Source organism: Streptomyces sp. SPB074 (assembly GCF_000154905.1).
Classification (GTDB): Bacteria; Actinomycetota; Actinomycetes; order Streptomycetales; family Streptomycetaceae; genus Streptomyces.
Genome location: NZ_GG770539.1, coordinates 1570902 through 1591287, shown reverse-complemented (window position 1 = coordinate 1591287; position 20386 = coordinate 1570902). Strand labels below are relative to the sequence as shown.

Annotated in this window: 13 protein-coding genes; 11 read left to right on the top strand and 2 right to left on the bottom strand. The window is 73.1% G+C overall.

Annotated features, from left to right (window positions below; all coding sequences use genetic code 11):
* The first annotated feature begins 229 nt into the window (after positions 1-229).
* Together SSBG_RS06285 and SSBG_RS06280 are read left to right on the top strand one after the other, a co-directional pair.
* Positions 230-1648, top strand: a complete 1419-nt coding sequence (locus SSBG_RS06285) for an NAD(P)/FAD-dependent oxidoreductase (RefSeq protein ID WP_008745370.1) — start codon at positions 230-232, stop codon at positions 1646-1648.
* A 330-nt stretch (positions 1649-1978) separates the two neighbouring features.
* A complete protein-coding gene (locus SSBG_RS06280; protein WP_037869077.1) occupies positions 1979-2461 on the top strand; it encodes a hypothetical protein in 483 nt (160 codons plus the stop codon).
* An 81-nt stretch (positions 2462-2542) separates the two neighbouring features.
* Here the strand turns inward: SSBG_RS06280 and SSBG_RS06275 are convergent, their stop codons facing one another.
* Both SSBG_RS06275 and gabT read right to left on the bottom strand, forming a co-directional pair.
* Complete coding sequence (locus SSBG_RS06275) at positions 2543-3457, bottom strand: phosphatase PAP2 family protein (protein WP_008745367.1); 915 nt, start codon at positions 3455-3457, stop codon at positions 2543-2545.
* Positions 3458-3723: 266 nt separating this feature from the next.
* A complete protein-coding gene (gene gabT / locus SSBG_RS06270; protein WP_008745366.1) occupies positions 3724-5058 on the bottom strand; it encodes a 4-aminobutyrate--2-oxoglutarate transaminase in 1335 nt (444 codons plus the stop codon).
* A gap of 526 nt (positions 5059-5584) precedes the next feature.
* On the opposite strand from gabT, the gene SSBG_RS06265 reads away from it, so the two are divergent.
* From SSBG_RS06265 to SSBG_RS06225, 9 genes are all read left to right on the top strand, one after another.
* Positions 5585-7897: a hypothetical protein gene (locus tag SSBG_RS06265; RefSeq protein WP_008745365.1), complete on the top strand. Its 2313-nt coding sequence runs from the start codon at positions 5585-5587 to the stop codon at positions 7895-7897.
* 444 nt (positions 7898-8341) lie between these two features.
* The gene (locus tag SSBG_RS06260; RefSeq protein ID WP_008745364.1) at positions 8342-10063 is read left to right on the top strand and encodes a PucR family transcriptional regulator; all 1722 of its coding nucleotides are present in this window, start codon (positions 8342-8344) and stop codon (positions 10061-10063) included.
* 474 nt (positions 10064-10537) lie between these two features.
* A complete protein-coding gene (locus SSBG_RS06255) occupies positions 10538-11983 on the top strand; it encodes an aldehyde dehydrogenase family protein (RefSeq protein WP_008745363.1) in 1446 nt (481 codons plus the stop codon).
* Between the two features lie 1219 nt (positions 11984-13202).
* Positions 13203-13391 (top strand): hypothetical protein, encoded by a 189-nt coding sequence (locus SSBG_RS32485; protein WP_050776729.1) that lies wholly within the window; start codon positions 13203-13205, stop codon positions 13389-13391.
* A gap of 51 nt (positions 13392-13442) precedes the next feature.
* Positions 13443-14693, top strand: coding sequence for a 1-deoxy-D-xylulose-5-phosphate reductoisomerase (gene dxr, locus SSBG_RS06245; protein ID WP_008745361.1), 1251 nt, complete (start codon positions 13443-13445; stop codon positions 14691-14693).
* On the top strand, positions 14690-15991 hold the full coding sequence (locus SSBG_RS06240; protein ID WP_008745360.1) for a M50 family metallopeptidase: 1302 nt from the start codon (positions 14690-14692) through the stop codon (positions 15989-15991). Before dxr ends, SSBG_RS06240 begins: the two co-directional genes overlap by 4 nt.
* A gap of 639 nt (positions 15992-16630) precedes the next feature.
* Complete coding sequence (gene ispG, locus SSBG_RS06235; RefSeq protein WP_078491228.1) at positions 16631-17785, top strand: flavodoxin-dependent (E)-4-hydroxy-3-methylbut-2-enyl-diphosphate synthase; 1155 nt, start codon at positions 16631-16633, stop codon at positions 17783-17785.
* Between the two features lie 493 nt (positions 17786-18278).
* The gene (locus tag SSBG_RS06230) at positions 18279-19121 is read left to right on the top strand and encodes a GNAT family N-acetyltransferase (protein WP_008745358.1); all 843 of its coding nucleotides are present in this window, start codon (positions 18279-18281) and stop codon (positions 19119-19121) included.
* A 166-nt stretch (positions 19122-19287) separates the two neighbouring features.
* Positions 19288-20073, top strand: coding sequence for a DUF1684 domain-containing protein (locus SSBG_RS06225; RefSeq protein ID WP_008745357.1), 786 nt, complete (start codon positions 19288-19290; stop codon positions 20071-20073).
* The last annotated feature ends 313 nt before the right edge of the window (positions 20074-20386 follow it).

The following is a 20386-nucleotide window of genomic DNA, read 5'->3' as shown; positions in this document are numbered from 1 at the left end:
TCCACGAGGGGACTACGTCGCGTCGTACGGCGCGCGCGACGCGACATACGCCGCGACGTACGACGCGTCTCAGCCCGGCGCCCCGCCTCGCCCGCCCCGAGTCATCCCGCCGCGTCCGCGCTCGATTCCGCAGACCCGGACCCGCGCGCGGCGCGGCCCCGCACCACCGCATCATCCGTACCGAACGTGCTCCGCGCCGCGCGGAGCACCACCGTGGGGAGTCGACATCATGGCCCCGAGTGCCACCAGCAGCAGGTGGGCCTCCGCCCTCGCCGATGCCCGGCCCGGCGCGTACTGGCTCGACGACCCGGGGCGTCCCGAGCCGCTTCCCGCCCTCGTGGGAGACGCACGATGCGACCTCCTCGTCGTCGGCGGAGGCTACAGCGGCCTGTGGACCGCCTTGCGGGCGAAGGAGCGCGACCCCGGACGCGACGTGGTCCTGGTGGAGGCCAAGACGGTCGGATGGGCCGCGTCGGGGCGGAACGGCGGCTTCTGCGCCGCGTCCCTCACCCACGGACTGCCCAACGGCCTCGACCGCTGGCCGGACGAGATCGGCGTCCTGGACACCTTGGGACGACGCAACCTGGACGCCATCGAAGCCACCGTCGCGCGGTACGGCATCGACTGCGAGTTCGAGCGCACCGGCGAGATCGACATCGCGACGCGGCCGCACCAGGTCGCGGAACTCACCGCGCTGTACGAGACGACGCGCGCCCACGGCTTCGAGGGCTACGAACTCCTCGACGAGGCGACGCTGCGCGCCGAGGTCGACTCGCCGACCTTCCTCGCGGGCCTCCACGACACCCGCGGCGTCGCACTGCTGCACCCCGCCCGCCTCGCGTGGGGACTGCGCCGCGCGTGCCTCGACCTCGGGGTCCGCGTCCACGAGCACACCCCCGGCCTCGCCCTCGCGCGCGACGGCGCCGGGATGGCACTGCGCACGCCCTACGGCCGCGTCTTCGCGCGTGACGTCGCGCTCGGCACCAACGCGTTCCCCTCACTGGTGCGGCGCCTGCGCCCGTACACCGTCCCCGTCTACGACTACGCGCTCATGACCGAGCCGCTCTCCGCCGCGCGACACGACGCGATCGGCTGGCGGCGGCGCCAAGGGCTCGGCGACAGCGCGAACCAGTTCCACTACTTCCGGCTCACCGCGGACCACCGCATCCTGTGGGGCGGGTACGACGCGATCTATCGCTTCGGCGGAGCGGTGCGCGCCGAGTACGACGACCGCCCCGCGACGTACGAGAGACTGGCGCGGAACTTCTTCACGTGCTTCCCGCAGCTCGAAGGTCTCCGCTTCACGCACGCGTGGGGCGGTGCGATCGACACCTGCACACGCTTCTCGGCCTTCTTCGGCACGGCCCACCGCAGGCGCGTCGCGTACGCCGCCGGTTTCACGGGGCTCGGCGTGGGCGCGACGCGCTTCGGCGCCGACGTCATGCTCGACCTCCTCGACGGCGCGGAGACGGAGCGCACCGCGCTCCGGATGGTGCGTACGAAGCCGTTGCCGTTCCCGCCGGAGCCGTTCGCCTGGACCGGCATCGAACTGACGCGACGTTCGCTCGCGCGCGCCGACGAGCAGGACGGGCGGCGGAATCTGTGGCTGCGCGCGATGGACCGGGTGGGATTCGGGTTCGACAGCTGAGGCGGGCGGAACGGTGCGGCTGCCGCGTGCCGCGATGCGTGGTGGCGCGGCGGTGCTGGGTGCGTGGCTTCCGCGCGATGTGTGCGGCCGTGAGGCGTGGGACGTCGCGTGTGACCTGGTGCGACGTCGCGGACGCGATACGCGGGGGAGCGGGTGCGATGTCGCATGGGAGCCCGGTGACGTCGCGGCGGAGCGACGCCGCGTCGCGCGCTCCGTCGTGACGCGCGTCACCCTCTCGTCGTCCACCGAGTCGCGTAATGCACGCGCGGGGAGCCGGTCTCTTCTCCAGGGCGTGCGTCGTGCCCGCCCGATGCGACAGGAGGCAGTGCGATGACGGATTTCCAAGGGGCCGCTGAGGCCGGGGAGAGGCCCACCCCCCTGGCGTGGCTGGCGAACGCCGCGCCCGATCCCGCCAGGTGTCTGAGCCGGTGGGAGAGCGATTCTCGGGGGATCGCGCTCCTGCCGGCGGGCCGCGCCTGGGACGTTCTGGTGGTGCCGGGACCCCTCGGGCGCGCGACGTTGGACGTTCTCGGGCGGCTTACCGAGCGTCACGGTCCCGTTCTCGCGGACGCCGCGAGGGACCACCTGGGCTTCCTCGTGCCGGTGGGCACCGCCGCGCAGTGGGCGGGCGGAGAGGTGCGGTGCATGGGGCGCGGCACGTGGCTGGTGGTGCCACGTCCCGGGGAGACCGCGGAGGAGATCAGCTGGATCGTTCCGCCGGACGGCTCGGGAGTGCTCACCGACGCGGCGCGGCTCGAACTCGCGCTGCACGAGGCCGCGGCCTGGCGCGACGGGGAGGACGACGTCACGTGACCCTGCCGCCGCGCGGAGACGAAGCGCTGCCGCGAGGCGTCGCGGAGACGACGCGCAGGGCGGGGGCGCCGTCGTGACGCACTACGCCACGTCGCCTCGTTCCGCCTCGTCCACGCGACGTTCCAGCGGGGATGACGCCGCGTCACCGCGCACCGCCGCCCCTGGGCGCGCCCGAACGCGTACGAGAACGACGGCCACGACCTGGAGGACGGCGCCTCCCAGGCACCAGCTCGCCGCGACGTCCAGCGGCCAGTGATAGCCCTGCCGCACCAGTCCGTAGCTCACGCAGAGGACGAGCAGCAGCCACGTCGCGGCGAGCGCGCGCCGTACGCCGCGGTGACGGGGCGCGACGGGGCCCGCGAGGAGCAGGAGCAGCGCGACGCCGTACGCGACGCTGGCGGTGGCCGTATGGCCGGAGGGGTAGTAGCCGAGTCCCTCGGCCGAGGGCTGGCCCGGGCGGTCGAAAATCTCTTTGAGGGGGAGGACGAGTACGGGGACGACGACGAGGGCGCCGAGAGCGGTGAGCGCGGGCCACCACACGGCGCGCCCGGTCTCGCGACGTACCCACCAGGTCACGGCCCCGGCGCAGACGGCGAGCACCGGGAAGGCGACCGTGGGGTTGCCGAGGTCGGAGAAGAATTCGGCGAGAGGGTGCGGCGGCCCGGCGCCGTCGTGCAGGCGCACGCCGAGGCGCTCGTCGAGGCGGCGCACGGGGCCGCGGGAGACGAGTTGCCAGGTGAGCAGCGCGAAGACGACCGCGCACAGGGAGAGGACGACAGCCGGACGCCCCGGGACCGGGGGGCGGGTTCCGGGGCGTCCGGGAGGACCGGGAAACCGCGCGCCCCGGGGGGTGTGGGGCGGGCGGCCGTCCGATCGGTGAGGATGCCCGGGACCCGAGGCCCCGGGGGTGTGCGCGAACGCACGGCCGGTGCGTCGCCCGGAAGGCCACGCGATGGCACCGCTCGCGGTCGCCCGCTGAACGGGTGTTTCGTTCATCCGTGGAGAACGTACGGCAGGAAACGACGGCCGGAACAGGGGGCGACGCATCCCGCCATCGCCCTCGCACACCTTCTTCACAAGCCTGGTCACGCGCTCACGATGCCTGACGCGGCGGGGTAGGAGCGAGCGCGACGGGCGGGGGCGTGGCGACGTCGCGTCGGGCGGCGAGGTGGGTACGTGGCGCGTGGCGTCACGGCGTGGGCGCGCCACGTCGCCCCTACGCCGCGGTGCTTCGCGCGTCGTCCGGCGCCGCGTCGCCCTGGTCAGACCGACGCGGCGAGCGCCTGCTCGAAGACATCCAGCGCGTCGTTGAGGAGGTCCTCGCCGATGACCAGCGGAGGCAGGAAGCGGACGACGTTGCCGTACGTGCCGCAGGTGAGGACGAGGACGCCGGCGGCGTGGCACGCCTTCGCGATCGCGGCGGTGATCTCCGGGTTCGGCGCCTTGCCGCCCGGCTTGACGAACTCGGCCGCGATCATCCCGCCGCGCCCGCGCACGTCCCCGATGACCTCGTACTTCTCCTGAAGCGCGACGAGGCGCCCCTTCATGAGTTCCTCGATGCGCTTCGCCTTGGCGTTGAGGTCGAGTTCCTTCATGGTCTCGATCGCGCCGAGTGCCGCGGCGCACGCGACGGGGTTGCCGCCGTACGTCCCGCCGAGACCGCCGGAGTGCGCGGCGTCCATGATCTCGGCGCGACCCGTCACGGCCGAGAGGGGGAGGCCGCCCGCGATGCCCTTGGCGGTCGTGATGAGGTCGGGCACGATGCCCTCGTCCTCACACGCGAACCACTGTCCCGTACGGCAGAAACCGGACTGGATCTCGTCGGCGACGAAGACGATGCCGTTCGCCGTCGCGAACTCGCGCAGCGCGGGCAGGAAGCCCTTCGCGGGCTCGATGAAGCCACCCTCGCCGAGCACCGGCTCGATGATGAGCGCCGCGACGTTGTGCGCGCCGATCTGCTTCGTGATCTGGTCGATCGCCTGCGCGGCGGCCTCGGGACCCGCGTTCTCCGGGCCGGTCGGCCAGCGGTACCCGTAGGCGACGGGCACGCGGTAGACCTCGGGCGCGAAGGGGCCGAAGCCCTCCTTGTACGGCATGTTCTTGGCCGTGAGCGCCATCGTGAGGTTCGTCCGGCCGTGGTAACCGTGGTCGAAGACGACGACGGCCTGGCGCTTCGTGTACGAGCGGGCGATCTTGACGGCGTTCTCGACCGCCTCGGCGCCCGAGTTGAAGAGAGCGGACTTCTTCGCGTGGTCACCGGGGGTGAGCTCGGCGAGCTGCTCGGCGACGGCGACGTAGCCCTCGTACGGCGTCACCATGAAGCACGTGTGCGTGAAGTCGGCGAGCTGCGCGCTCGCGCGACGTACGACGGCCTCGGCGCTCGCGCCCACGGTGGTGACCGCGATGCCGGAGCCGAGGTCGATGAAGCGGTTGCCGTCTACGTCCTCCAGGATGCCGCCCTCGGCGCGCGCCGCGAACACGGGCAGCGTCGAACCGACGCCGGCCGCGACGGTGGCGGCGCGGCGTGCCTGGATTTCCTGCGACTTCGGTCCGGGGATGGCCGTGACGACGCGGCGCTCCTGCGGAATGGCGCTCATGAGGGCTCCTGGGTGTCCTGGGGGTCCGTGATCCGGGTGCTGCCGACCCGGCTGCCCGTCTCCCGGGCGCGGACGCGTGGCGTCCGCCTGCCGGGCTGGGGGATGCGGCGCGCCGTCGCGGACGGTGTTCCCGCTCGTCGCCGGGGTCTGTTCGCAGGCTAGGGGGCGCGAGGCCGGGACGGGATGCGCCGTTCGGGAGAAGTGGGACGTGTCGGTTGTCCTTGGTGGAGTGAGGAGGCTCCGGGGTGGGGCTGAGTGGAGCAGGGGTGGCGGCGGGCGCTGGCTTCGAGGCGTCGGTGTTGCGTGCCACGTCGCGTGCGCCACGTCGCGTGCGGCACGCGGTGGGAGGCTGCGACGTCGGTGCGCGGTGCGCGGTGCGCGGCGCGACCTGCCGCAGCCGAAATTCGGGTGCAACTCGTGTGCGTCGTCCACGGGCTGGCTTGGGGACACTAGATTGAGCTGCGATCGATGATCGACCCGCGCCGCGCGAGACGGTACGACGGACCGGCAGGTCAGGGGGCTGGGCATGGACAGGGACGGCACGTACGGATCGCAGGCGTCCGGGAACGAGGGCGCGCCCGGAAGGCCACCGGCCGCCTCCGGACCGTCGGTGCCGCCCGCTCCCGAAGTCCCGCCCGGGGCCGGCTGGGTGCCAGACGCGCGTCGCGGCGGCGAAGCTCCCCCTGTGCCGCCGCGCCCCGCCGGGCCACCGCCTCAGGTGACGGCGCCGACTCCCCCGCAGGGGCGACCGGCCCCGTACGACTCGCGGGTGCTGCCTCCTGCGCCGACGCGTGCCCCCGGCGCCCCTCCCTGGGGGAGCACACCGGGCGGGCCGCCTGGAGCGGATTTCCTCGACTGGCTCCGTACGCCGCGCCCGCCCGCCCTCCCCGGCATCTGGCGCTTCGGCCACCGCCCACGGCCGGAGGTCGAGCCGGAGCAGACGCCGGGGCGGCAACTCGTCAGCGGTGCGCTGATCGCTTTGCTGGTGGGGTGGCTGTTCTGGTCGTTGTTGTACAACGGCTATCTGTGGGGAAACTGGTGGCAGGCGCCGCTTACTGTGCTGTTCAAAACGACGCCTCTGGAGTCGCAATCCACCGGCGCCGCTTACGTTTCTTGGGCCTACATCGTTCTCGTCGCCGCTTTGGTCGCGGTGATGGTCGCTCGCCTCGGCCGCTGGCCCGAGCTCTGGCGGCGGTATTCCCCCTGGTCCCGCACCCGTCGCGAAGCCGGCAGGGCAGCCGCTCCGCCTCCCGCGCCCACCCCCCAAGAGGACCCCGCCCAGTGGCCGGAGCTGCGTGCCGCAGGCGAGCACGCGGTGGCCGACAGGCTCGCGGACGAGGCGTACGCGGGCCGGCTGCGCGATGTCGACCACGCGCGGCTCGTACGTGCCTGGCGCTCCGTGCAGTCCGGACAGCTGCCCGCCGAGACCTTCCGGCACGGCATCCTCCGCGACGGTGCCGCGGCGTTCCCGCACCCGTCCGGCCGACGCGACCTGCCCGCCCGCTCCGTGCCGCACGATCTCGTCACGGGCCAGGTCCGCCTGGGCTCGACCCTGGACGACGCGCGCAACCCCTACGCGTACCGCACCGCCGGATTCGCGCTCGGCTCGGAGCTCCTCGCCACGTCCCTCGTCGCCGTCGGCCCCGCCGGTTCCGGCAAGACCGGCGCGCTCGTCCGGCCTGTCGCCGAGGCGCTGTGCCTGCAAGCCCTGGCGGGCCGCGCGGCGGTCGTCGTGGTGGGCGTGGAGGGCGCGGCGCTCGGACGCGGCGACGACTACGACATCGTCATCCGCCTCGGCCACCCCGACTCCGTCTACGACCTCGACCTCTACGGCGGTGCCCACGACGCGGAGGAAGCCGCGACGTACCTCGCCGAAGCCCTGGTCGGCGACCTCCCCCAGGCATCCAGCTCGGGGCGCCGTCCCAGTACCGTCCTCGCCCAGGTACTGGGCCCCTTCCGCGCCGTCCACGGCCGTTTCCCCTCCGTTCCGGAGCTGCGTCTCCTCCTCGACGGTTCGCCGACGCACCTCGCCGCGCTGCGCGCCGCCCTCGACGCGGGCGGGCACAGCGCCCTGCTGCGCGACGTCGAGTCGCGCGAGCGTCAGGCTGGTCAGCCCGGCGACGCCGCACCGCTGCTCGCGGACCGGCTCGCGCTGCTCGACCGTCCTGCCTTCGCCGACTTCTTCGACACCTCGGGCGACGGCGCGCCGTTTTCCTTCCGCGCACTCGACCACCCGGTGCGTGTGCGCATCGAGCTGCCCGCGCGCAGCCACCCCGACGCCGCACGGGTCCTGGCGCGGCTGGTCCTCGCCCAGTTCACGTCCAGCGTGCTGGTGCGCGGCGACCTCTCGCTCTTCGCGTGCCTCGTGCTGGACGACGCCGCCGGTGTCGTGACGGCCGAGGCCGTACGCGGCATCCAGTCGCTCCGCTCGGCCCACGCGGGCGTCCTCCTCGCTCTGCGCACGCTCGACGACGTACCGCAGGAGCTGCGCGGCCCGCTGCTCGGCGCGGCCGGGTGCCGCATGGCGCTGTCGGGGGTCGCGCCCAGGGACGGACAGGACTTCGCTGCGGCCTGGGGCACGGAGTGGCGCGAGATCCGCGACGTCACGGACCGGCAGATCGTCGCCGACGAGCCCCTCACGAAGGTCAGCCACTTCCTGCGGAAGGCGATCACCGGCAAGGCGCCGACGGCGCAGTCGGTCACGGTGCGCCAGGTGGAACGCGAGCGGTGGTCCGCGTCCGAACTCGCCCACGCCCTGCCCCCCGGACACGCGGTCGTCTCCCTCACGACGGTACGGGGCGAACACGCCCCGCCCCTGCTGGTCGATCTCCGCCACTAACGGCACGCGCGACGCCGCCACACGGAGCGCCGGAGCCGTGACGACGGGGCGTGTGCGCGATGTGGGCGCGCGGTACGGCGGCGCCTCGTGACATGTACGGGACGTAGGGACGCAGCGGGTACCCGTGGACGAAGCCACGTGCCCGGAGCAGGGCGCCGCGCCGTCGAGCCCGCGACGTCGCGCCACGTCGCGGCGCGCCACTCCCGGCGCCGCGGCGCGCCGCCCGCGCCGCCCATCGGCACGTCCCGCGCGCTGACATCCCCTTGCGCTCCGTCGCGGCTACGCACCTCCCTGTGCCCTCACCCCCCGCCCCGTCGCCACCCCCGTCCCACCCCTGCCACCCCATGCATACAGTGAGGCAGACTTGACGGCGTTCCTCGTACGCGACGGCCAAGAACGCAGCATCACCTGCGCGTGATCTCCACGCGACACCTGGAAGGTCCCATGCCGCCCACGCTCGCCTCACTCGTCCACCACTCCGCGCTCAAGCTCACCGTGCTGGCCGGAGCGGACCGCCTGGACACCCCTGTCGGCTGGGCGCATGTGAGTGAGCTGATCGATCCGGTGCCGTACATGAACGGGGGAGAGCTGCTTCTGACCACCGCGCTCACCCTCGACGCCGAGAACCCCGAGGAGGTCCGTCCCTACGTCCAGCGCCTGGCGCGCGCTGGCGTCGCCGGCCTGGGCTTCGGCCGGGGCGTGAACTACGACACGGTGCCCACCGCGCTCGTGGAGGCGGCCGAAGCGGAGTCGCTGCCCCTGCTCGAAGTGCCGCGACGTACCCCCTTCCTGGCGATCACGAAGGCGGTCTCGGCGGCGATCGCGGCCGAGCAGTACCGCGCCGTCACCGCGGGCTTCGCCGCGCAGCGCGAACTCACCAGGCAAACACTCGCCGAAGGCCCCGAAGGGCTCATCGGCGCGCTCGCCGCGCAGCTCAACGGCTGGGCCGCCGTCTACGACGCCTCGGGCGCCGTCGTCGCCGCCGCGCCCGAGTGGGCGACGCGACGTGCCGCGCGCCTCACCGCCGACGTGCGCCGCCTGCGCGACCGCCCCGCGCCGGCGAGCGCCGTCGTGGCCGCCGCGGAGGACCGGGTCGAACTGCACTCGCTCGGCGCGGCCCGCCGCCCCCGCGCGGCCCTCGCCGTCGGAACGGAGGGCACCCTCGGCACGGCGGAGCGCTATTCGCTGCACGCCGCGATCTCCCTCCTCACCCTCACCACGGAGCGCTCACGGGCCTTCCATGCGGCCGAGCAGCGCATCGGTGCCGCCGTGCTCGGGATGCTCCTCGCCGGTGAGTCGGGACACGCGCGCGCCGCGGCGGGCGACCTCTACGGCGCGCTCCTCGACGCACCGTTCCGCCTCGTCATCGTCGCCCCGACGTCGCCCGCGCAGCGCCCGCCCGCGACGTCGCCCGCCGTCACGCCGCGCGCGACGTCCCCCGACCACACGCCGCGCGCCACGTCCGCTGCCCCGACCCCCGAGAGCCATCCCGCTCCCGCCGCGGATGTCGCGTCGCCCGAACCCTCGACGGACCCCTTCGCGGCCATGGTGGAACGCGTGGAGACCGCCGCGGTCCGCGCCGGCGAGCCGGTACTCGTCGTCCGGGAAGGCGACCGCCTCGTCCTTCTCGCCGTCGACCAGGGCGCCGTCGCCGACGCCTGCGCGACGTACGCCGGGGAAACGGACCGCGCCCGCGACGCCGGAACGGGCCGGACGCACACTTCCGACGGCGCCCTCGTCATGGGCCTCTCGGCGCCCTCGGGCCCCGTGGCCGCCGCGACCGCGTACAAGCAGGCCGAGCAGGCGCTCTCCGTGGCGCGACGCCGCGGCCGGACGCTGGTCGAGCACGAGGACGTCGCGGCGGGCTCCGTGCTCCCCCTGCTCGCCGACGACGCTGTACGCGCCTTCGCGGACGGCCTCCTGCGCGCCCTGCGCGACCACGACGCGACGGGGCGCGGCGACCTCGTCGCCTCCCTCCGCGCGTGGCTGGCCCACCACGGCCAGTGGGACGCCGCCGCTGCCGAACTGGGCGTCCACCGGCACACCCTCCGCTACCGGATGCGCCGCGTCGAGGAGATCCTCGGCCGCTCCCTCGACGACCCCGACGCACGCATGGAACTCTGGCTGGCGCTCAAGGCGACGACGGTGCCGGGCGGTATCGCCTGACGCGACGTGGCGCGGAATGGCGCGACGCGGCGACGTGACGCGGCACCGCGAGGACGCGTCAGGTCGGCGACGTCGCGATGGGTAACGCCGCGACATCGCGCCGTACGTCGCGTCGGAAGCGCCCACACGCAGCGGCGCCGCGCGCCCGTGGCGTCCTCCGCCGCGCGCGACGTGGCCGCCTCACGTCGCGCGTCGTGCGCTCCCGACGCCCCGCTCGATCACCTGACGCACCACGTCGCGCCGCCCTCCTCCGGAGCGGTCACGTCACGCCGTTGCCGCCGATCACGCCCCGCGCGTCGCCCCCGCCTATCGCCAATACGGTGCATCCCGCTCCGCCGACGCTACGCGGCGGACAAACGACGGGGGACGACGTGGCGCCTACCGTGGCTCTGCCGAGGCGTAGCGCCTCGCGACGTCGCGGCACGCGGCGTACGCAGACACCCACCACCGCACTGCGAAGGGGCCGGATTCGCGATGACTTCCACCCATGCCTTCTGGCTCGCCGGCCGCCCGGCCACGAGCGAGACCACGTTCGACGTCACCTCGCCGTGGGACGGCCGTCTCGTCGGGAAGGCCGCCGTCCCCACCGAGGCCCAGGTCGAGGAGGCGGTCGCCGCCGCGTACGCGGTCCGGGAGGAGTTCGCCGCGAGCCCCGCGCACGTACGCGCCGCCGCGCTCGATCACGTCGCGAAGCGGCTCACGGAGCGGACCGAGGAGATCGCGCGGCTGATCTCGGCGGAGAACGGGAAGCCCATCAAGTGGGCGCGCGGCGAGGTCGGGCGCGCCGTCTCCGTCTTCCGCTTCGCGAGCGAGGAGGCGCGGCGCTTCAACGGTGGCGAAGGGCTCCGGCTCGACACCGACGCGGGCGGCGAGGGCCGCATCGGGCTCACGCGGCGTTTCCCGCGCGGCGTCGTCCTCGGCATCGCGCCGTTCAACTTCCCGCTCAACCTGTGCGCCCACAAGGTCGCCCCCGCGCTCGCGGCCGGTGTGCCGATCGTCCTCAAGCCCGCTCCCGCGACGCCTCTGTCCGCGCTCGCCCTCGGTGAGATCCTCGCCGAGACGGCGCTTCCGGCGGGCAGCTGGTCGGTCCTCACCGTCGAGAACGAGCGTATGCCCGCCCTGGTCCAGGACGAGCGGCTCCCCGTGATCTCGTTCACGGGTTCGGAGAAGGTCGGCTACGCGATCATGGACTCCGTCCCGCGCAAACACTGCACCCTGGAACTCGGCGGCAACGGCGCGGCCGTCGTCCTCGCGGACTACGCCTCGGACGCGGACCTCGACTGGGCCGCGAACCGTATCGCGACGTTTTCGAACTATCAGGGCGGCCAGTCCTGCATCTCGGTGCAGCGCGTCATCGCCGACGCCACCGTCTACGACCGTCTCGCCGCACGCGTCGTCAGGGCCGTCGAGGCCCAGGCGACCGGCGATCCGTCCGACCCGGTGACCGAGGTCGGTCCTCTCGTCAGCGAGGACGCCGCGCGCCGCGTGGCGTCCTGGGTCGACGAGGCAGTTGCCGCCGGTGCGACGCTCCTGACCGGCGGCGAGCGCGACGGCGCGACGTACGCCCCCACCGTCCTCGCCGGCGTCCCGGCCGACACGACCCTCGCGCGCGAGGAGGTCTTCGGCCCCGTCCTCTCCCTGATCAAGGTGAACGGTGAGAACGAGGCGTACGCCGCGGTGAACGACTCGAAGTACGGCCTCCAGGCCGGCGTCTTCACGCACGACGTCCAGGCGGCGTTCCGGGCCCACCGCGCCCTGGAGGTCGGCGGCGTGATCATCGGCGACGCGCCGTCTTACCGCGCCGACCAGATGCCGTACGGCGGCGCCAAGCTCTCCGGCGTCGGACGCGAAGGCGTCCGCTCCGCGATGGAGGACTACACGTACGAGCGGATCATGGTCTTCACCGGCGTCCAGCTCTGACGGGCCCGACGGCACGCACCGCCCCCCGACCGCCACTGCGCGGCGTCCGCGCGACCTGGTGCGGCGCAACCGCGCACGGCGCGGACGTCGCGTCGCGGCGGAGCGCGCGGGCGCCCGCTACGTCGCGGCGCCCGCGCCACGCCGCAGCGCCCCCACAGGGCTACGCGCCCCTCGCGCCTCGTCGCGCCCCCACTCCCGCGTTACTGCGCTACGTCGCCCTCGCACCGCGCCACGGCCCCGCCCCGACGTCGCGTCACCACCACCGCGGCGCCCCGCACCGCCGCGCCGCGACGTCACCCGCACGCCCCGTCGCCACGTCGTGACGTGACCCGCACCACGTCGCGTGTGACCTGCGGAAACGTCGCGACGTCGCGACGTCGTCACGGAGGAGCCGCGTACCGCCTAAATCCTTTGACCGGGCCCCGTCCCACCCGCCAAGCTCGCCCTCCATGAGCCACGCACCGCGACCGCACCCCACCCCCACGCCGACCGGCCCCTCCCCGACGGACGAAGAACTCCGCCGCACCCTCCTCGCCGCCTACGACGCGCAACTGCGCGGCGAGAACGAGTTCTCCGACCCGCGCGCACGCGTCGAGCGCGACGGGGCCCTCGTGCGCTTCACCGGCATCGAGACCGGCTACATCACCGGCCCGAGAGACCTCGGCGTCGAGGGCGACGCCCTCGACGCGCTGATCGCCAGACAACGCGACAGGTACGCCGGGCTGGGCATCGAGACCGAGTGGAAGACGCGCGGCCACGACGCGCAGCGGGACCTGCCCGCAAGGCTCCGCGCCGCGGGTTTCGTCCCCGAGGAGCCCGAGACCGTCTTCGTGGGCCGTACGGAGGACGTCGCCCGGCTCCAACCCCGCCTGCCGGACGGGCTCCGGATGCGTGACGCGACCTCGCTCGCGGACCTCCGCGCCATTGACGCCATGAACGAGGAGATCTGGGGCGAGCCCCACGCCCACGCGGAGGAACTCCACCGCACCCTGGCCACGTCGCCGGACACCCTGACGGTCCTCTTGGTCGAAGCCGACCCGGACGCCACTCCCGCCCCGACACCTTCCGAGCAACCGCCCGACGCCATGACGCCCCACGCCGCACCACCCCCCACCGCGACATCCCCCGCGACACCCCCACCCCCGACCCCCCTCCACGCCTCCCGCATCGGAGTTCGTCCGCGGCACGGACTTCGCCGTGCTCTGGTGCGTACGAATGCTTGCTGTGTGGCGCGGGGCGCGGCCTGTACCGCGCGACGGTCGCCGCGCGCGCCCGTATCGCCGCCGCACGCGGCGTCCGATACCTCCAGGTCGACGCGAGCGCCGACAGCGCGCCCATCCTGCGCCGCCTCGGCTTCCTGGAGCTCACGACGACGACGCCCTACATCTGGACGCCGCCCGCCGGGTGACTTCCGGGACGCGCTGTCCGCTCGCACAGGTCTTATGGCGAGAATGGGGGGATGACCGACAGTCCCGCTGCACTCGCCGACCCCCACCTCCGCTACGACGCCACGCCGGGACGCCGCGACATCGTCGTGCTCGGCTCCACGGGCTCCATCGGTACGCAGGCCGTGGACCTCGTCCTGCGCAACCCGGAGCGCTTCCGGGTCACGGCGCTCTCTGCGGCGGGCGGCAGGGTCGGCCTGCTCGCGGAGCAGGCGTACCGCCTCCGCGTGGACCATGTCGCGGTGGCGCGCGAGGACGTCGTGCCGCAGCTGCGCGAGGCGCTCTCCGCGCAGTACGGCGCGGTGCCGCTGCCCGAGATCCTCGCGGGCCCCGACGCCGCGACGCATCTCGCGGCGTCGCCGTGCCACACGGTCCTCAACGGCATCACCGGGTCGATCGGCCTCGCCCCGACGCTCGCCGCGCTCAAGGCGGGGCGCACCCTCGCGCTCGCCAACAAGGAATCGCTCATCGTCGGCGGCCCCCTCGTCAAGGAACTCGCCGCGCCGGGCCAGATCATTCCCGTCGACTCCGAGCACGCCGCGCTCTTCCAGGCGCTCGCCGCCGGCACGCGCGCCGAGGTGCGCAAGCTCGTGGTCACGGCGTCGGGCGGCCCCTTCCGCGGCCGTACGAGGGCCGAGCTGGCCACCGTCACGCCGCAGGACGCGCTCGCGCACCCGACGTGGTCCATGGGCCCGGTCATCACCGTCAACTCAGCGACCCTCGTCAACAAGGGCCTGGAGGTCATCGAGGCGCACCTCCTCTACGACATTCCGTTCGAGCGCATCGAGGTCGTCGTGCACCCGCAGTCCTACGTGCACTCGATGGTCGAGTTCGTGGACGGCTCGACGCTGGCGCAGGCGACGCCGCCCGACATGCGCGGGCCCATCGCGATCGGCCTCGGCTGGCCCGCGCGCGTGCCCGACGCCGCGCGCGGATTCGACTGGAGCACCGCGTCGTCCTGGGAGTTCTTCCCGCTCGACGACGAGGCGTTCCCCTCGGTCGGACTCGCCCGGCACGTGGGGCGGCTCGCGGGGACGGCTCCGGCGGTGTTCAATGCCGCCAACGAAGAATGTGTGGACGCCTTCCTCAAGGGCGCCCTCGCCTTCAACGCGATCATGGACACGGTGACCGCCGTGGTGGCCGAGCACGGCACGCCCGCGACGGGAACCCGCCTGACGCTTGAGGACGTTCTCGACGCGGAGACCTGGGCACGGGCCCGGGCGCGCGAACTGGCTGCGAAGGCGACAGTGGAGGCCACTGCGTGACCGTATTGATGACGATCCTCGGCATAGTCGTCTTCGTGATCGGGCTGCTGTTCTCGATCGCCTGGCACGAGCTGGGGCACCTGTCCACCGCGAAGCTCTTCGGCATCCGTGTGCCGCAGTACATGGTCGGCTTCGGGCCGACGCTCTTCTCGCGCAAGAAGGGCGACACCGAGTACGGCGTCAAGGCCGTGCCGCTCGGTGGCTACATCCGCATGATCGGGATGTTCCCGCCGGGACCCGACGGACGCGTCGAGGCGCGCTCCACGTCGCCCTGGCGCGGCATGATCGAGGACGCCCGTTCCGCCGCGTACGAGGAACTCGAACCCGGCGACGAGACGCGCATGTTCTACACGCGCAAGCCGTGGAAGCGCGTCATCGTGATGTTCGCGGGACCGTTCATGAACCTGGTCCTCGCCGTCGCGATCTTCTTCGGCGTCATGATGACCTTCGGCCTGAACACGCAGACCACCACGGTCAGCACGGTCTCCGACTGCGTCATCAACCAGAGCGAGAACCGCGACACCTGCGCCAAGGGCGACGCCCCGGCGCCCGCCAAGGCCGCCGGGCTCAGGCCGGGCGACAAGATCGTCGCGTACAACGGGCAGTCCGTGGACGACTACGGCGTCCTCCAGTCCCGCATCCGCGCCTCCCAGGGCGCGGCGACGATCACGATCGAGCGCGACGGCACGCGACGCACGCTCCACGCCGACGTCATAGAGAACCAGGTCGCCAAGACCGACGGCGACGGCGGCGTCGTGGACGGTCAGTACGTCACCGCGGGCTTCCTCGGCTTCACGCCGGCCTCCGGCATCGTGAAGCAGTCCTTCGGGCAGTCCGTCGACCAGATGGGCACCATGATGGAGAACGGCGTCCAGTCGATGCTGGCGCTGCCCTCCAAGATCCCCGACCTGTGGAACGCCGCGTTCGACGGCGGGGAGCGCAAGCAGGACTCGCCCATGGGCGTCCTCGGCGCGGCACGCGTGGGCGGCGAGGTCTTCACCCTGGACATCCCGCCGGAGAACCAGATCGCGATGATGCTGTTCCTCGTCGCGGGCTTCAACCTCTCCCTGTTCCTCTTCAACATGCTGCCCCTGCTGCCCCTCGACGGCGGTCACATCGCGGGCGCGCTGTGGGAGGCGGTACGCCGCCACACGGCCCGCGTCTTCCGCCGTCCCGACCCGGGCCCCTTCGACGTCGCGAAGCTGATGCCGGTGGCGTACGTGGTCGCGGGCATCTTCGTCTGCTTCACGCTCCTCGTGTTCATCGCCGACCTGGTGAACCCGGTCAAGATCACCTGATCCGCAGCGGCGCGCCCGGCAGCGGGCGCGCCGCTGCGGTGGCGGGCAGGCGTCGCGCCGTGTGGAGACGTGGCGGGACGTGTGCCTGTGGGGGTGTGACGTGTGCGGCTGGGGGCGCGACGTGGCGGCTTGCTGCGCCCCGTCCTCGCGCGGCGGCGCGCCGCGCATCGTCCCTGGTCACACGCGACGTCGCATATGCCACGTCGCGTCGACGCGCTCCCCGTTCCGCTACGTGTAGGGGGCGCCGTGCCCACCCACGACGCGACGTAGCGCACGCCGCGTCCGGGCCTGCGGTACGCGACGTACGAGGCGCCGTCCCGCGCCTGCGGCACGCGACGTACGCCGCCTTGCGCGCCGTGCACGACTCGGCATACGCCACGCGACGTAGCGCGCCGTGCGACGGCACGGCAGCCTCAGGACGCGATGTACCGCCGCGCGACGTGGCGCCGTGCACGACAGTGACGAGGCGGTAGGCGACGTACCGCCGTGGTCCGTGCGGCGGCGGGCGGGTGGCGCGCGACCGACGAACAGGTGACCCGGTGCGGGTCCGTGTTCCCCCGATCCGGTAGTGACGTAATCTCGGGTGACGGAGCCCGAGGATTCCGGGACCGATATCCACACGTTGGGGTTGCACTGCAGATGACTGCGATTTCACTGGGAATGCCGTCCGTTCCTACCCAGCTCGCCGAGCGCAGGAAGAGCCGGCAGATCCAGGTCGGGAGTGTCCCCGTCGGTGGTGGCGCCCCCGTGTCCGTCCAGTCGATGACCACCACGCGTACCTCCGACATCGGCGCGACGCTCCAGCAGATCGCCGAGTTGACGGCCTCCGGCTGCCAGATCGTGCGTGTGGCCTGCCCGACGCAGGACGACGCCGACGCGCTGTCCGTCATCGCGCGCAAGTCGCAGATCCCCGTCATCGCGGACATCCACTTCCAGCCGAAGTACGTCTTCGCCGCCATCGACGCCGGCTGCGCGGCGGTCCGAGTGAATCCCGGCAACATCAAGCAGTTCGACGACAAGGTCAAGGAGATCGCCAAGGCCGCGGGCGACGCGGGCGTGCCGATCCGGATCGGCGTCAACGCTGGGTCGCTCGACCGTCGGCTGCTCCAGAAGTACGGGAAGGCGACGCCCGAGGCGCTCGTCGAGTCCGCCCTGTGGGAGGCGTCGCTCTTCGAGGAACACGGCTTCCGCGACATCAAGATCTCGGTCAAGCACAACGACCCCGTCGTCATGGTCAACGCCTACCGCCAGCTCGCGCAGGCCTGCGACTACCCCCTCCACCTCGGCGTCACCGAGGCCGGCCCCGCCTTCCAGGGCACCATCAAGTCGGCCGTGGCCTTCGGCGCCCTGCTCGCCGAGGGCATCGGCGACACCATCCGCGTCTCCCTCTCGGCCCCGCCCGCCGAGGAGGTCAAGGTCGGCCTCCAGATCCTGGAGTCCCTCAACCTCAAGCCGCGCCGCCTGGAGATCGTCTCCTGCCCCTCCTGCGGGCGCGCCCAGGTCGACGTCTACAAGCTCGCCAACGAGGTCACCGCGGGGCTCGAAGGCATGGAGGTCCCGCTGCGCGTGGCGGTCATGGGCTGCGTCGTCAACGGTCCCGGCGAGGCCCGTGAGGCCGACCTCGGCGTCGCCTCGGGCAACGGCAAGGGCCAGATCTTCGTCAAGGGCGAGGTCGTCAAGACCGTGCCCGAGTCCAAGATCGTGGAGACCCTCATCGACGAGGCGCAGAAGATCGCCGCCCAGATGGAGGCCGACGGCATCACCTCCGGCGAGCCCGAGGTCTCGGTCAGCTGAGTCGTCCGGCCGACGGTCCGGGGACGTGGCGCCCCCGGGCCGCCCCATGCCCGGGCGGTGTCGGCCGCGCCGATGCTCGGCGCGCGGCACCGTGCGCCCCTGGGCATGGGCGCGCCGACGCCGTTGTGCGCGGTGTGCGGTGCGGCCTTCGTTGCGTGCGTGACGGTGCTGTGGCGTGGTCGTCCATCGGCGCCGACAGCCCTTCCTGGACGTCGCGTAGGTGGCATCGTGCCTGGTCGCACGCGACGTCGCATATGCCACGCCGCGTGCGGCGGGTGGCCGAAGCCGCGTGGAGTCGCGCCGCTCAGTCGCCGGCCAGGGCGACATGGCGTATAGCGGAGGCATATGCCACGCCGCAGCTTGTCGCAGCGTGCCGTCGTCGCCTCGCGCCCCATGGGCCGCTCGGCCCGGTCCTCCCCGTCCCCGGGGCGCGCCGTCTTCTCGGCGGGTACAGTGCCAAAACCAGTAGCCCGTACGGTGAGGCGCTTCGAACGTGTTGACTCAGACCACCACCCGGGTCCTCGGACCCGAGGACCTGGACGCCGCGCTGGCCGTCCTGCACCAGGACCCGGTGGCGAACGCCTTCGTCACCTCCCGCGTCCAGGCGGCCGGTCTCGACCCCTGGCGGCTCGGTGGCGAGATGTGGGGCTGGTACCAGCGCGGGCACCTCACGTCGCTCTGCTACGCGGGTGCGAACCTCGTCCCCATCTGCGCCGTGCCCGAAGCGGTGCGCGCCTTCGCGGAGCGCGCACGTCGCGCGGGGCGCCGCTGTTCGTCCATCGTCGGCCCGGCGGAAGCCACGCGCCTGCTCTGGTCCTTGCTCGAACCGTACTGGGGCCCCGCCCGCGAGGTCCGCGCCTGCCAGCCCCTGATGACGACCGACCGGCCCTCCGAGGTGCCTCCCGACCCACTGGTGCGCCGCGTGCGCCGTGAGGAGGTCGAGACGTTGATGCCGGCCTGCGTCGCGATGTTCACGGAGGAGGTCGGGATCTCCCCGCTCGCTGGCGACGGCGGTCTTCTCTACCAGGCTCGCGTCGCCGAACTCGTTCATGCGGGGCGCTCCTTCGCCCGTATCGACGACGGCAAGGTCGTCTTCAAGGCCGAGATCGGCGCGGCGACCCCGGAGGCGTGCCAGATCCAGGGCGTCTGGGTCAACCCGGAGTACCGCGGCCGGGGGCTCGCCGCTCCGGGCATGGCGGCCGTCCTCACGTACGCGCTGCGCGACATAGCCCCCGTGGCGAGTCTGTACGTGAACGACTTCAACACCGCCGCGCGCGCTACGTACCGACGCGTCGGCTTCCAGGAGACGGGCACCTTCGCGAGCGTCCTCTTCTGAGCGGGGCACCGGCCTGAGCCAGTCACCGAAGCGGGTGCGCACGGGGCGACGCCGCGCACGACTGACGCGACGTTTGCGCAGGTCGCACGCGACGTGACATATGCCGCGCGGCGTATCCGCACGCCCCACGCCGGGCTCCACTCCCACCCGAGAAACGAGGCAAGACATGACCGACCCCACCGACGGAATTCGCGCGAAAGGGGACGCCACGGCGCCGCAGGCCGCACCCGGCGACACCGCGCGCGACACCGCGACGGACCGAGCGGCCTGGGACGACTGGCGCGCGCGACGTCGGGCGGCCCTCACCTCGCCGCAGGGCAATCTGGCCCTCGTGGAGACCCGCTGGGCCCCGCCGGGCGAGCGCCCCGACCTCGATGGGGCGCGGGCGGAACTGGGGGAGGGGCAGACCTTCACGACCCTGGAACGCACGGAGCCGCTCAGCGGGCGTCCCGAGTACGGATTCCGCCGCTGGGACGCCCGCTCGCCCGCAGCGCGCCACTTCGACCACGTCGACACCTTCCCGTACCGGCCCGAATGGGTCCTGAAGGCCGACTACCAGCCGGTGGAGGGCGCCAGGACGGTGCCCTTCGAGCACATCCGGGACAACGGCGGCACGCGTGACCTCGTTGTCCCCGGCGATCTGCGGCTGGACCTCGACGGCGATGTCTACACCCTCAGCGCCTTCGACGACGGCACGCTGCTCCTCGTCTTCGGCGACCCGACGAACGGGACGAGCACCTACGGTGCGGGCCGTTTCCTCTTCGTCCACCGCGACGAGCAGAACAACGGGTCCCAGCGCGTCGTCCTCGATTTCAATCGCGCCTTCGTCCCGCCGTGCGGATTCTCGGACCAGTACAACTGCCCCATGCCGCCTCGCCAGAACCGGCTGCGCGTCCCGGTCGAGGCCGGCGAGAAACTGCCGGTCTTCCGCGACGGGTACGGCGCGTACTGAACGTCGGGGAACGGAGCGGCCGACGTCGCGGGCACGGAGCGAGGGATGCCTGCAACTCGCGCGACGTGTTCCCGAGTTGACCACCCTCGCCGCGTGTACGGCGGCGTTGCGCGCGCCGCCGACGACGGCGCCGTGGGCGCGACGTCGCATATGCCGCGTCGCCCGCCCCCGGGGCCTCGGCCGCCGGCGACAGCCGACGCTCCGCGCACCCCGGTCACGCACCGTGCCCACCCACGAGGCCCCGCGCCAGCATCCCTCTCCCGGCGCCCACCCGCGCGCCCCCCGGGCCGTCGCTCGCCCCCGCCCCGACGCG

What these genes read in the sequence shown, in the direction of transcription:
- SSBG_RS06265 (WP_008745365.1), top strand. Translation starts at nt 5,585, where the DNA reads ATGGACAGGGACGGCACGTACGGATCGCAGGCGTCCGGGAACGAGGGC.
- SSBG_RS06280 (WP_037869077.1), top strand. Translation starts at nt 1,979, where the DNA reads ATGACGGATTTCCAAGGGGCCGCTGAGGCCGGGGAGAGGCCCACCCCC.
- ispG (WP_078491228.1), top strand. Translation starts at nt 16,631, where the DNA reads ATGACTGCGATTTCACTGGGAATGCCGTCCGTTCCTACCCAGCTCGCC.
- SSBG_RS06260 (WP_008745364.1), top strand. Translation starts at nt 8,342, where the DNA reads ATGCCGCCCACGCTCGCCTCACTCGTCCACCACTCCGCGCTCAAGCTC.
- dxr (WP_008745361.1), top strand. Translation starts at nt 13,443, where the DNA reads ATGACCGACAGTCCCGCTGCACTCGCCGACCCCCACCTCCGCTACGAC.
- gabT (WP_008745366.1), bottom strand. Translation starts at nt 5,058, where the DNA reads ATGAGCGCCATTCCGCAGGAGCGCCGCGTCGTCACGGCCATCCCCGGA.
- SSBG_RS06275 (WP_008745367.1), bottom strand. Translation starts at nt 3,457, where the DNA reads ATGAACGAAACACCCGTTCAGCGGGCGACCGCGAGCGGTGCCATCGCG.
- SSBG_RS06225 (WP_008745357.1), top strand. Translation starts at nt 19,288, where the DNA reads ATGACCGACCCCACCGACGGAATTCGCGCGAAAGGGGACGCCACGGCG.
- SSBG_RS06285 (WP_008745370.1), top strand. Translation starts at nt 230, where the DNA reads ATGGCCCCGAGTGCCACCAGCAGCAGGTGGGCCTCCGCCCTCGCCGAT.
- SSBG_RS06255 (WP_008745363.1), top strand. Translation starts at nt 10,538, where the DNA reads ATGACTTCCACCCATGCCTTCTGGCTCGCCGGCCGCCCGGCCACGAGC.